We start from the raw sequence: 12,622 nt of genomic DNA, 5'->3' as shown, positions 1-12,622 counted from the left end.
CGCCGTCAGGAGCCGGTGGAGTGCCGGCCGGTGGCGACGCGCCGGCCGGTGCGGGCGGAGCGCGCGACCCAGCCCAGGGCGACCGTGAGGACGGCGGCCAGGGTCACGAGACCCGCGGTGGCCGCGACCGGCAGGCCGGTGCTCCCGGCGGCGCCCCCGGCACCGGCCTCCACGCCCCCGGCCGGGACGGCGGCGGCGCCCGCGGCGTCGAGCGCCGGCCGGACGGTCAGGCCGCCGCCGGGGGAGTCCAGCACGAGCACGCTGTAGACCGAGCCGCCGGCGACGTCGACCGGCAGGGACACCGGCTGCCCACCGGCCGGGGTCACCTGCAGGGTCGTGGCGCCGGCGGGCACCTGGACGTAGTCGCTGGTGTCGGAGAACGCCAGCCCGTCGGCCACCGAGGTGCCGTCGGCCAGCGCCACACCCAGCTGCTCGGCCGAGGCGGCCGCCGCGACGACGCGCACGCGGGCCGAGCCGGTCGACGGCGGGGTCAGGTCGTCGTCGAGGACCTCCAGGCCCAGGTCGGCGAACGCGCCGACGCCGGCCACGGTCCGCGCCTGGCCGGCTCCGACCTCGACGGTGGTGGAGAGCACCGGCGGGCTGTCCGGATCGGCGCCCGCCTGGCGCATGCTGATGGCGTAGGAGCCGGGCGGCACCTGCTGGTAGTCCGAGACGGTGCCGTAGCCGACGCCCGGGAAGGTCTGGCCGCTGTCCGGCGAGGCGACCGAGTCCACGTAGACGTCGACCGGCGGGGTGTCGGGCGAGAGGTGCGCGAGGCGCAGCAGTCCCTCGTCGGCGGCCGAGGCGCCGCTCAGCGGCAGCGCGGTGCACAGCGCCGCGAGCAGCGCGACGACGACGGCACGGGTGATCCGCACGGTGTGTTCCCCCTGGTGGTGGTCCGGGCCCCCGCGGCCGCAGCGGTGCGCCCGCTGCCCGTCCCTACGTCTACCCGCCCGGGAGTCGTCCCGCACCCCGGCGGTCAGGGGGACACCTCGCCCACGACGGCGTCGGGCCCGGGCAGGTAGGCGAAGGCGACGAGGACGCCCTCGCCGGTCACCTCGACGACGTCCGGGGCGAAGGGCGCCAGCTGCGCGTCGAGCCAGGCCACCAGGCGCTGGGTGGTCGCCCCGTCGGCCGGTATCGGCCGGCCGCCCAGGGAGTCCACGACGACCCGGCGGGCGGGGGCCGCCCCCGGCTCCTCGCCCGGCAGCAACGGGAACGACCACAGGCCGACGCCCTCGCGCGCGGTCAGCGCCGCGACGAGCGACAGCAGGCGGGCGTCGACGTCGGCGCTCTCCAGCACCGCCCGGGAGTCGCCCTCCACGGCGGTCGTCGGGTTGGCCAGGACCGCGGCGGCCAGGGCCTCCCGCCGCTCGCGCTCCTCGTCGGTCGGCTCGACCGGGGCGGGGTCGACGAGCAGCAGCGGTCCGGCTTCGCCGGGACGGTCGAAACGGGCCAGCACCCGGCCGGTCCCGGGCGGCGCGCCGGTGAGGACGAGCGCCGGGGCACCCGCGTCCCCGTCGGCGCCGGACTCGGGCAGGACGGCGGGGTCCACGCCTGCCTCGGTCAGCGCCGTCCGGAGCTCCGGCTCGGCCGTGACCGTGCCGCCGGCCGGCAGCTGGGTCCGGACCCAGTCGACGAGCGCGTCGGGGGCGAGGCGAGCGGCGGAGGACGCGGCCGGAGCGGGTGAGGTCGGGCCGCCGTCGTCCTCCCGGCCCGGTCCCACCACGAGCACGACGGCGACGGCGACCGCGAGGACGGCGGCGCCCGCCGCCAGCCACCGGCCCGGGTGCCGGCCGGAGCCGGGCTCGGGAGCGGCGTGCCGGGGACCGCCGCGGCGCGGTCGCCTCCGCCTCACCGGTGCCGCCGCAGCGGAGGGGTCGTGCACGGTTCCTCCGTAGCGCGGCCGGTCGGGTCGCGATGGGGCGAGCCGACCGGGGGGCGGTCGGCGGTGGGTCAGCGGCGAGCGGCGGGTGCGGTGGCCTCGTCCTCGGCGTCCTGGGGACGGCCCTCGGTCCGCTTCTGCGCGCCGTCGGCCGTCTTCTGCGCGTCGGCGGCGACGTCGGCGACCGAGACCGCCGGCTGCACCAGCGTCGGCGGGTCCGCCGGGCGCGAGCCGGGGGCGCCCTGCGGGCGGACGGCCGGCTGCGGGCCGCTGACCGGACGGATGACCTGGGTCTGCTGGGCCGGGGGAGCGCTCACCTGGTCACCGCCGACGGTCTGCATGGCGACCTGGGTGGTCGGGCCCTGCGGGGTCACCGCCGGCTGCGCGCCGGTCTGCGTGCGGTGCGCCCCGCCGCGCTGGACGGCGGGCTGGGTCGGCGGCGCCGGCGGACGGACGGGCTGGCGCGCGGCGACGGCCTCCCCGGCGCCGGGAGCCGGCTCGCGCTGTGGCTGCGTCGAACCCGTCGGCGGCTGGTTCTGGGCCTGCTGGTTCTGGGCGGGCTGGTTCTGGGCGGGCTGCCCGGGCGGACGGTCACCGAGGTCGGGGAGCGAGCCGAGCAGCCGGCGGGCCTCGAGCAGCCGACCGGTCAGCTCGTCACGGACGTTCCGGATGGCCTGCGCGGCGGCCTCCGCCTCGCTGACCAGCTGCGCGGCGTGCTTCTCCGCCGCAGCCACGCGCTGGCGAGCGGCCTCGGTCGAGGCGCGGTCGCGCTCCTCCTCGAGCCGCGCCGCCTCAGTGCGCCGCGCGCGCTGGGTGAGCTCGAAGTCCTCCTCGACCTTGGCGCGGCGGGCCTGCGACTCGGCGTCGAGCCGGGCGACCTTCTCCTGCGCCTTGGCGACGAGCTCGTCGGCGCGGATCTGCGCCTTGCTGGCGATCTGCTCGGCGTTCTGCCGTGCCTCGGCGAGCAGCCGCTCGACCTCGGCCTGCCCGGCCGCGTGCCGCTCGAGCATCGCCCGCTCCTCGGCCGCGGTCTGCTCGCGCAGGGCCTGGGCCTCCTGCTGGGCGGCCTGCCGGATCTCCGCGGCCTCCTCCTCGGCCAGCCGGAGCATGTGCGAGATCCGCTCGCTCATGTTCTCGAACGTCGTCGGACCGGCGCTGGCGGCCTTGCGGCGCAGCTGGTCGATCTCCGCGTGCATGGCCTGCAACTGGCCGGCGAGGTCGGTCGATCGGGCCATCGCGGCGTCGCGGTCGGCGAGGGCGACGCGGATGTCGGCCTCGAGCCGTTCGATCGTCTCCGCGACCTGGTGTCGGTCGAAGCCCCGCAGGACCACGTCGAACGAGTGCTGGGCCTCGCGCATCAGGTCGCGGCGGGGATCGGTCATGCGGTCATCCTCGCAGAGTCTCGGGGCTCGTCGGCGTGTCGGTCCGGGCCCGGCCCGGGAGCCGTGCCTCGACGATAGAACGCGGACCTGGCAGGGGAGGTGCCCCGCGGAGGGGCACCTCCCCGCGCAGGTGTCAGACGCCGCGGAAGCGGTTGATCGCCTCGATGTGCTTCTCGCGCTTCTCGGTGTCCTTGACGCCGAGACCCTCCTCGGGGGCGAGGGTGAGGACGCCGACCTTGCCCTGGTGGGCGTTGCGGTGGACGTCGAGGGCGGCCTGGCCGACCTCCTCCATCGGGTAAACCTTCGACAGCGTCGGGTGGATGAGGCCCTTGTCGATGAGCCGGTTGGCCTCCCACGCCTCCTTGTAGTTCGCGAAGTGGGAGCTGAGGATCTTCTTCAGGTTCATCCACAGGTACCGGTTGTCGTACTCGTGCAGGTAACCGGTGGTGGAGGCGCAGGTGATGATCGTGCCGCCCTTCTTGGCCACGTAGACACTGGCGCCGAAGGTCTCCCGGCCGGGGTGCTCGAAGACGATGTCGACGTCCTCACCACCGGTGAGCTCGCGGATCTTCTTGCCGAACCGCTGCCACTCCTTGGGGTCCTGGGTCTGCTCGTCCTTCCAGAACCTGTACTGCTCGGCGGAGCGGTCGATGACCAGCTCGGCGCCCATCTTGCGGACGATCTCGGCCTTCTCCGGGCTGCTGACCACGCAGACGGGGATGGCGCCGCCGTTGAGGGCCATCTGCGTGGCGTAGGAGCCCAGCCCGCCGGAGGCGCCCCAGATGAGGACGGTGTCGCCCTGCTTCATGTTGGCGCCGTTCTTGCTGACCAGCTGCCGGTAGGCGGTGGAGTTGACCAGCCCCGGGCTGGCGGCCTCCTCCCAGGACAGGTGCGCCGGCTTGGGCATCAGCTGGTTGCTCTTCACCAGCGCCAGCTCGGCCAGGCCGCCGAAGTTGGTCTCGAAGCCCCAGATCCGCTGCTGCGGGTCCATCATCGTGTCGTCGTGGCCCGCCGGGTCCTCGAGCTCGACCGAGAGGCAGTGGGCGACGACCTCGTCGCCGGCCTTCCACTTGTTCACCCCGGGGCCGACCTTCAGGACGACGCCGGCGAGGTCGGAGCCCACCACGTGGTAGGGCAGGTCGTGCCGCTTGGTCAGCTCGGAGACCCGGCCGTAGCGCTCGAGGAACCCGAAGGTGGAGACGGGCTCGAAGATCGAGGTCCACACGGTGTTGTAGTTCACCGAGGAGGCCATGACCGCGACGATCGCCTCGCCCGGGCCGAGCTCGGGGGTCGCGACCTCCTGCACGTGCAGCGACTTGCGCGGGTCCTTGTCCCGCGTGGCCATGCCCTCGAACATGTTCTGCTCGTCCTTGCGGACGACGACGGCGCGGTAGGACTCCGGTACCGGCAGCCCCCCGATGTCGCTCAGCTGGTCGGCGAGGATGGCGTCCCTGATCTGGTCCACGGTGTCTCCCGGGTCTTCGTCGGCTCGGAGGAGCGGGTGCGGTGGGGGCAGATGTTACTGACGAGTAGTGAGCGGGGCGAGGCGGGAACGGGCGACGTACGCCACTTCCCGGGAGGACCCGTTCCCTAGGCTGCGGTCGTGGACACGGCCGTGGTGAGCCCGGACCAGGTGGCGCAGTTCGCCCGCGACGGGGTGGTCTGCGTCCGCGGCGTGTTCGACCCCGCGGAGGTGGCCCGGGCGGAGGCGGCGATCGAGGCGGGCCTGCGCCGGCCGAGCGGACTGGCGCTGGTGGCCAGCGGGGACGACGACCCCGGCCGGTTCGTCGAGGACTTCTGCCGCTGGGGCGACGTCCCGGAGATCGCGGAGCTGGCGCGACACTCGCGGGTCCCCGGGATCGCCGCCGCGCTGCTGCGCAGCCCCGAGGTGCGGCTCTACCACGACCACGTGCTGGTCAAGGAGGGCGGAACGGCCCAGCGCACGCCCTGGCACCAGGACCAGCCCTACTACAACGTGGACGGCCGCGGCGTCAGCGCGTGGATCCCCGTCGACCCCGTCCCGGCCGCCGGCAGCCTCGAGCTCGTGGCAGGCACCCACGCCGGGCCCTGGCTGATGCCACGGACCTTCCTGACCGGCGAGGCGCGCTGGTTCCCCGAGGGGTCGCTGGCCGAGCTGCCCGACGTGGACGCCGACCGTGCGGCCTTCGACGTCCGCGCCTTCGAGCTGGAGCCCGGCGACGCGGTCTTCTTCGACTTCCTGACGGTGCACGGCGCTCCCGGTTTCCCGTTCCCCGGTCGCCGCCGGGTGCTGTCGCTGCGCTATCTCTCCGCCGACGCGCGGCACGCACCGCGACCGTGGCGGACGTCGCCGCCCTTCGAGGGGCTGGCCGACGAGCTGCCCGCCGGCGCGGAGCTGGACCACCCGCTGTTCCCGGTGGTCTGGCCTCGCTGACCCCTCGGGCGCGCGCTCAGTGCGCCGGGCTCGCGGCCGGCTGGACGAGCTCGACGAGCACGCCGCCGGCGTCCTTGGGGTGGACGAAGTTGACCCGGCTGTCCGACGTGCCGCGCTTGGGGGCGTCGTAGAGCAGGCGCAGCCCGCGCTCGCGCAGGGTCTGGCTCACCGCCTCGACGTCGTCCACGCGGAACGCCAGCTGCTGGAGCCCGGGGCCGGAGCGCCCGATGAACTTGGCGATCGTCGACTCGGGGGTCAGCGGCGCGAGCAGCTGGATGCGGGTGTCGCCGTCGCCGACGGCGAGCATGGCCTCCCGGACGCCCTGCTCCTCGTTGACCTCCTCGTGCACCGAGTGCACGTTGAAGTTCTTCGCGTAGAAGGCGAGGGCCTCGTCCAGGTCGGGGACGGCGATGCCCACGTGGTCGATCGTGGTGAACAGCTCCGCGGGCAGGCCGGTCTGGGTCTCGGTCACGGCGGCATCCTGCCGTAGGACGTCCCAGACGTCAGGTCGGGGGAGCGCGGCCGCCCGTACGGGTGTGGCGCAGGCGACAGTGGCCGTCCGCCCGGTCCCCTCGTTGCACCGGGCGTCCTATCCTTCGTCGCAGCCCACCCGGTTCTCGGCGGCACCCGCCGCTCCGCCGGCCCGCACTGACCCGGTCGCCAGCGTCGGCGCCCGGCGCACCTGGAGGCCCCGCATGAGCTCGTCCACCCAGCCCCGTTCGGTCATCGTCAGCGGCGCGCGCACCCCCATGGGCCGGCTGCTCGGCGGCCTCAAGGACTTCTCCGCCGCCGACCTCGGTGGCGTCGCCATCAAGGCCGCGCTGGAGCGGGCCGGCATCTCCGGCGACCAGGTGGAGTACGTGATCATGGGCCAGGTCATCCAGGCCGGTGCCGGCCAGAACCCGGCCCGCCCCGCCGCGGTCAAGGGCGGCATCCCGATGTCGGTGCCCTCGCTGACGATCAACAAGGTCTGCCTCTCGGGCCTGAGCGCCATCGCGATGGCCGACCAGCTCATCCGCGCCGGCGAGTACGACGTCGTCGTCGCCGGTGGCATGGAGTCGATGACCCAGGCCCCGCACCTGCTGGCCAACGGCCGGACGGGCACGAAGTTCGGTGACACCAAGCTGATCGACTCGATGGCCCACGACGGTCTGTCGGACACCTTCGACCAGGTGGCCATGGGCGAGCTGACCGAGAAGGCCAACTCCCGGTACGACCTGACCCGCGAGGAGCAGGACGAGTTCGCCGCGGCCAGCCACCAGAAGGCCGCTCGGTCGCACAAGGACGGCGTCTTCGCCGAGTCGATCACCCCGGTGCTCATCCCGCAGCGCAAGGGCGACCCGATCGAGTTCACCGAGGACGAGGGCATCCGTCCCGACACCACCGCGGCGAGCCTGGCCAAGCTGAAGCCCGCCTTCGCCAAGGACGGCACGATCACCGCCGGCACCGCGTCGCAGATCTCCGACGGCGCCTGCGCGGTCGTGGTCATGAGCGCGGCGAAGGCGGCCGAGCTGGGCATCGAGCCCATCGCCGAGATCGGTGCACACGGCGTCGTCGCCGGGCCGGACGCCACGCTGCAGTCGCAGCCGTCGCGGGCGATCCAGAAGGCCTGCGCGCGCGAGGGCATCGACCCCAAGGACCTCGATGTCGTCGAGCTCAACGAGGCCTTCGCCGCCGTCGCGATCGTCTCCACCCGCGAACTCGGCATCGACCCCGAGAAGGTGAACCCCAACGGTGGCGCGATCGCCCTGGGCCACCCGGTCGGCATGAGCGGCGCCCGCGTCGTGCTCGACGTCGCGCTGGAGCTGCGCCGCCGCGGTGGCACGGTCGGCGCCGCCGCGCTGTGCGGCGGCGGTGGCCAGGGCGACGCTCTCATCCTGCACGCGCCCGCGAAGGCGTGACGGAGTCTCTCGAGGGGACCGCAGTACAGACGCCCGGCCCCGCCACCCCGTCGGGGAGGCGGGGCCGGCGCGCTGTCGACGTCCCCGCGCTGGTCGAGGGTGCCCGTGCGGGTGACCCCCGGTCGGTGGCCCGGCTGATCTCCCTCGTGGAGGACGCGAGCCCGGCGCTGCGCGAGGTCGCCGCGGCGCTCGCGCCGCACACCGGCTCCGCCCGGGTGGTCGGGCTGACCGGGTCCCCGGGTGTCGGCAAGTCGACGACGACGACCGCGCTGGTCAAGGCGCTGCGGGCGCGCGACCTGCGGGTCGGGGTGCTCGCGGTCGACCCGTCGTCGCCGTTCTCCGGCGGTGCGCTGCTGGGCGACCGGGTGCGGATGCAGGACCACGCGGGCGACCGCGGCGTCTACATCCGCTCGATGGCCTCCCGCGGGCACCTGGGCGGGCTGTCGTGGGCGACCCCGCAGGCGCTGCGGGTGCTCGACGCCGCCGGGTGCGACGTCGTGCTGATCGAGACGGTCGGCGTCGGGCAGTCGGAGCTGGAGATCGCCTCGCTGGCCGACACCACGCTGGTGCTGGTCGCGCCCGGCATGGGGGACGGCATCCAGGCGGCCAAGGCCGGGATCCTCGAGATCGCCGACCTGTTCGTCGTCAACAAGGCCGACCGGGACGGCGCCGCGCAGACCGCCCGCGACCTGCGGGCGATGCAGTCCCTCGGCGGGCGGCACGACCAGCCGGGATGGTGGAAGCCGCCGATCTGCCGCACCGTCGCCAGCCGGGACGACGACAACGGCATCGACGAGGTGGTCGAGCAGCTCGACCGGCACGCCGAGTGGCTGGAGTCCTCCGGTGAGGGCCGACGCCGGCGCACCGAGCGGGCGGCCCGCGAGATCGAGGCGATCGCCGTGGCCGGGCTGCGCGAGCGGATGGGTGACGTCCGCGGCTCCGCGGCGCTGGACACGCTCGCGGCCGGCGTCGTGGCGGGCCGGACCGATCCCTTCCGCGCGGCCGACGAGTTGCTCGCGCAGCTCCACCCGACTCGGCGAGGATGACCGGATGAGTGACAAGCCGGACGCCGTCGTCGTCGGATCGGGACCCAACGGGCTGGCGGCCGCCCTGCGGCTGTCGGCCGCGGGCCTGCGGGTCCGGCTGGTCGAGGCGGCCGAGCGCCCGGGCGGCGGCATGCGCACCGAGGAGCTCATCACCTCCGGCGTCCGCCACGACGTCTGCTCGACGGTGCACCCGATGGCGGCGGTCTCGCCGTTCTTCCGCGAGTTCGACCTGCCCAGCCGCGGCGTCACGCTCGTGCACCCGGAGATCTGCTACGCCCATCCGCTCGACGGCGGACGGGCGGCGGTCTCCCGCCGGTCGCTGGACGAGACGGCGGCGGGGCTGGGCGCCGACGGCGACGCCTACCGCCGGCTGTTCGAGCCGCTGGTGGAGCACAAGGAGGACGTCGTCGACTTCTTCCTCACCAGCATGCTGCGCCGGCTGCCGCTGCACAGCCCGGTGCAGGTGGCGCGGTTCGGGCTGACCGGCCTGCCCAACGTGCGGTGGCTGGCCCGGCGGAACTTCGACACCGAGGAGGGGCAGGCGCTCCTGGCCGGGGCGGCCGCGCACGGGATGCTCGACCTGTCCCGCCCGCTGACCTCCGCGCTGGGCATGCTGCTCGGGATGCTCGCCCACCACGGCGGCTGGCCGCTGATCCAGGGTGGCTCGCAGGAGCTGGCCGACGCGATGGTCCGGGCCTTCGAGCAGCAGGGCGGCGAGCTCGTCACCGGGCACGAGGTGACCGACCTGCGCGAGTTCGAGGGCGTCCCCGCGGTGCTGCTGGACACCACCCCGCGGGCCTTCGTGCGGATGGCGGGGGACCGCGTCCACGACGGCTACCGGCGCTGGGTGTCGCGCTACAAGCACGGGCCGGGCGTCTTCAAGATCGACTGGATCCTCTCCGAGCCGGTGCCGTGGACCAACCCCGAGGTACGCCGGGCCGGGACCATCCACGTCGCCGGAAACCTCGCCGAGACCATCGCCGGCGAGGACGGTCCCGCCCACGGCCGGCCCGCGGAGAAGCCCTACGTCCTCGCCGTCCAGCCGACGGTCGTCGACCGCACCCGCGCGCCCGGCGGCGAGCACGTGTTCTGGGCCTACGTGCACGTGCCGCACGGCTCCGACGTCGACATGACCGAGGCCATCGAGGCGCAGATCGAGCGCTTCGCCCCCGGGTTCCGCGACACCATCGTGGCCCGCGCGACCAAGCACGCCGGCCAGATGGAGCAGTGGAACCCCAACCACGTGGGCGGGGACATCTCCAACGGCGAGGCGTCGCTGCGGCAGATGCTCGCCCGGCCGGTGCCGCGGTGGAACACCTACAAGACCCCGATCGAGGGCACCTACCTCGCCTCGGCGGCGACCCCGCCGGGGCCCGCGGTGCACGGGATGTGCGGCGACATCGCGGCCAAGCTGGCGCTGCGCGAGGTCTTCGGGCTGCGGCAGGCACCCGCGCTGCGCCCCGCCCCGGCCGCGTAGCGCGCGTCCGCCGCGGGGCACCCGCGGACCCGGCCGGAGCGGGAGTGGGATCATCGAGGTCATGCAGCCCACTCGCCCCGGACGCCCCGACCCGCGCGCGCAGGCCCAGCAGGCACAGCTGGCCGCCGCGATGTCCGGCGCCGTCGACCTCGCCGCCGTCAAGGCCCGGTCGGAGGCCGCCGCCCGCGCCCAGTCCGCGCCGCCGCCCAGCGCCGCCGCGCCGGCCGGTGCCCCGGGAGCCGCGGTCGTCGACGTCACCGAGGCGACGTTCCAGAGCGAGGTCCTCGACCGGTCCTTCCAGGTCCCGGTCGTGCTCGACCTGTGGGCCGAGTGGTGCGGCCCGTGCAAGCAGCTGTCCCCGGTGCTGGAGCGGCTGGCCGCCGAGGGCGGCGGCGCGTGGGTGCTGGCCAAGGTGGACGTCGACGCCAACCCGGCGCTGGCCCAGGGGCTGCGCGTGCAGGGCATCCCCGCGGTCAAGGCCGTGTGGCAGGGGCAGCTCGTCGCCGAGTTCACCGGCGCGATCCCCGAGGACCAGGCCCGCCAGTTCGTCACGGAGCTGGTGCGGGCGACCACCGGCGGCGCCGTGCCCGGCGAGGGCCCGGCCGAGCAGGAGCCCGAGGACCCGCGCCTGGACGCGGCCGAGGCGGCCCTCGAGCAGGGCGACCTGGCCGGTGCCGAGGCCGCCTACCAGGCGATCCTCGACGTCGAGCCCGACCACCCGGTCGCCGGTCTCGCGCTGCGACAGGTCCAGCTCTTCCAGCGCGCCGAGGCCGCCGGACCGGACGCGCTCGCGCTGGCCGACGCCGCCCCCGACGACGTCGCCGCGCAGACCCGGGCCGCGGACTTCCTCCTCGGCACCGGCGACGTCGAGGGCGCCTTCGCCCGCCTGGTCGACACCGTCCGGCGCACCGCCGGGGACGACCGCGACGCCGCCCGCCAGCACCTCGTGGAGCTGTTCGCCGTCGTCGGCGACGACGACCCCCGCGTGGCGACCGCCCGCCGTCAGCTGATGATCGCCCTCTACTAGAAGGACCCCCCCACCGCTCGCACGCTCGCGGCGGGCCCCTGCGAGGGGGCCTGCCGCTGGGCGCGCGCCACACCCGTCCTACTGGACGGTGCAGGCGGAGGCGCCCTCGAGGAAGCCGGCGCGGAACAGGTCGACCAGCTCGAAGCCGGAGATCTCCAGGCCGGGGAGGACGCTCTCGTCCCGGGCGCGGGTCAGCAGGAACTGCACGCTCTCGTCGACGTCGCCCGGCGAGATGCGGATGACGTCGGCGAGCAGACCGTCGGCGACGGCGGCGGCGAACCAGCCGGTCAGGCAGATCGCCGAGCGCCGGGCCTCGTCGTCGTCGGCGGAGAGCCCCAGCTGGTCGCGAGCCGCCAGCGCGTAGGGCACCGAGACGGCGGTCAGCACGGCGAAGTCGCCGATCTCGTCGTAGAGCGGGCGGGCCAGGTCGGTGTCGTCGTAGCCGACCAGGCCGTCGTCCGGGCAGGCGACCAGGTCGAGGTCCGGGTCGTCGGCGCAGGAGGGCGGATCGCCGTCGAAGGGCTCCAGCGACGGCGGCTCGAACTCGCCCCCGAGCACCTCGTCGAACGCCCGCGTCCAGAACTGCGGCAGCGAGTCGGCCACCAGCGTCTCGACCTCGGCGTAGGGCGCGTCCCCGCCGGTGGCGAGGTCCTCGTCGCGGGTGAACTCGGCCTGGGTGAAGGGGCGGTCGGGGCCGAACTCGTCCCGGCACGCCTCCGCGCCGGCGTCGAAGCCCTCCTGGAACGCCGAGACCCGGTCGAAGAAGGACCCGTGCGCCTGCTGCTCGAACTCCCCGGTACCCACCGGGTCGCGTAGCTGCAGGTACCCGCCGAGCACCTGGTCGAGCTCGGTCTCGCGGATGCGCGTGTACTCGCCCTCGCCGGCGGCCACCCACGCCGTCCAGGCGCCGGCCAGGCAGTCGGCCTGGGTCTCGGTGAGGATCGACGTCCTCGGATGGCCCACCCGCGCCTGCACCGCGTGGCCGAACTCGTGCGCCATGACCAGCGCGGGGAGGAACCGGCCGGAGTCGCCGGCGAGCTCGGCCAGGAAGGCACGGTCCCAGCTGATCGAGTCCGAGTTCGCCGCGCCGTCGGCCTGGCAGTAGAAGGCGTTGGACTCCAGCTCGCGGGGATCGGTGCCGCAGCCGACGCCCTGCGGGTAGACGCCGGGGTCGACGTCGTCGGGGTCGACGCTGAAGAAGCCGCCGGACAGCGGCTCGAAGGCGACGCCGAAGACGTCGGGGAGCTGCTCGTCCCAGAAGGACTGCAGGTCGGCGAGGGCGTTGGCGGCGAGCTGGTCGACCGGCCCGCCGTCGGTGCCCACGACCTCCACCTGCCCGGCCTCAACGTCGGCCCGCGATGGTTCGGCCACGCTGGGCAGGCCGCCGACGGACACCACGCACCCGGTCAGCAGCAGCGGCGGCAGCAGCGCGGCGACCGGTGCCCAGCGGCGATGGCGTCCCACGGGTGCGGGGGTGCCCCTCACCGGGGC

11 protein-coding genes are annotated in these 12,622 nt (G+C 74.9%); 5 read left to right on the top strand and 6 right to left on the bottom strand.

All coding sequences use genetic code 11. From position 1 onward, the window contains the following. Positions 1-5 precede the first annotated feature (5 nt). From DQ240_RS15925 to ccrA, 4 genes are all read right to left on the bottom strand, one after another. Positions 6-875, bottom strand: a complete 870-nt coding sequence (locus DQ240_RS15925) for a DUF4397 domain-containing protein (RefSeq protein WP_233498760.1) — start codon at positions 873-875, stop codon at positions 6-8. 104 nt (positions 876-979) lie between these two features. Next, positions 980-1,888 (bottom strand): hypothetical protein, encoded by a 909-nt coding sequence (locus tag DQ240_RS15920; protein WP_147262006.1) that lies wholly within the window; start codon positions 1,886-1,888, stop codon positions 980-982. Between the two features lie 68 nt (positions 1,889-1,956). Continuing rightward, positions 1,957-3,267, bottom strand: coding sequence for a hypothetical protein (locus tag DQ240_RS15915; RefSeq protein ID WP_233498759.1), 1,311 nt, complete (start codon positions 3,265-3,267; stop codon positions 1,957-1,959). A 133-nt stretch (positions 3,268-3,400) separates the two neighbouring features. After that, positions 3,401-4,732 (bottom strand): crotonyl-CoA carboxylase/reductase, encoded by a 1,332-nt coding sequence (gene ccrA / locus DQ240_RS15910; RefSeq protein ID WP_113840603.1) that lies wholly within the window; start codon positions 4,730-4,732, stop codon positions 3,401-3,403. A gap of 138 nt (positions 4,733-4,870) precedes the next feature. Between ccrA and DQ240_RS15905 the strand changes: the two genes are divergently transcribed. Further along, positions 4,871-5,680: a phytanoyl-CoA dioxygenase family protein gene (locus tag DQ240_RS15905; protein WP_113840602.1), complete on the top strand. Its 810-nt coding sequence runs from the start codon at positions 4,871-4,873 to the stop codon at positions 5,678-5,680. Between the two features lie 16 nt (positions 5,681-5,696). Here DQ240_RS15905 and mce read toward each other — a convergent pair whose 3' ends face one another. Continuing rightward, positions 5,697-6,152: a methylmalonyl-CoA epimerase gene (gene mce, locus DQ240_RS15900; RefSeq protein WP_113840601.1), complete on the bottom strand. Its 456-nt coding sequence runs from the start codon at positions 6,150-6,152 to the stop codon at positions 5,697-5,699. A gap of 223 nt (positions 6,153-6,375) precedes the next feature. Between mce and DQ240_RS15895 the strand changes: the two genes are divergently transcribed. The 4 genes from DQ240_RS15895 (at position 6,376) to DQ240_RS15880 (ending at position 11,131) form a co-directional block, all read left to right on the top strand. Further along, positions 6,376-7,581 carry an acetyl-CoA C-acetyltransferase gene (locus DQ240_RS15895; RefSeq protein ID WP_113840600.1) on the top strand — a complete coding sequence of 402 codons (1,206 nt, stop codon included), beginning with the start codon at positions 6,376-6,378 and terminating at the stop codon, positions 7,579-7,581. Further along, positions 7,578-8,627 carry a methylmalonyl Co-A mutase-associated GTPase MeaB gene (gene meaB / locus DQ240_RS15890; protein ID WP_113840599.1) on the top strand — a complete coding sequence of 350 codons (1,050 nt, stop codon included), beginning with the start codon at positions 7,578-7,580 and terminating at the stop codon, positions 8,625-8,627. Before DQ240_RS15895 ends, meaB begins: the two co-directional genes overlap by 4 nt. 4 nt (positions 8,628-8,631) lie before the next feature. Further along, a complete protein-coding gene (locus tag DQ240_RS15885) occupies positions 8,632-10,104 on the top strand; it encodes an NAD(P)/FAD-dependent oxidoreductase (RefSeq protein ID WP_113840598.1) in 1,473 nt (490 codons plus the stop codon). Between the two features lie 61 nt (positions 10,105-10,165). Continuing rightward, positions 10,166-11,131, top strand: a complete 966-nt coding sequence (locus DQ240_RS15880; RefSeq protein ID WP_113840597.1) for a tetratricopeptide repeat protein — start codon at positions 10,166-10,168, stop codon at positions 11,129-11,131. A 78-nt stretch (positions 11,132-11,209) separates the two neighbouring features. Here the strand turns inward: DQ240_RS15880 and DQ240_RS15875 are convergent, their stop codons facing one another. Beyond that, positions 11,210-12,595: a hypothetical protein gene (locus DQ240_RS15875; protein ID WP_113840596.1), complete on the bottom strand. Its 1,386-nt coding sequence runs from the start codon at positions 12,593-12,595 to the stop codon at positions 11,210-11,212. Between the last annotated feature and the right edge of the window lie 27 nt (positions 12,596-12,622).

Origin of the sequence: Blastococcus sp. TF02A-26, from assembly GCF_003319125.1 — a bacterium.
In the GTDB taxonomy this organism is placed as follows: Bacteria; Actinomycetota; Actinomycetes; order Mycobacteriales; family Geodermatophilaceae; genus Trujillonella.
Note: the sequence above shows the minus strand (reverse complement) of the source record. Positions and strands in the feature narration are given on the sequence as shown.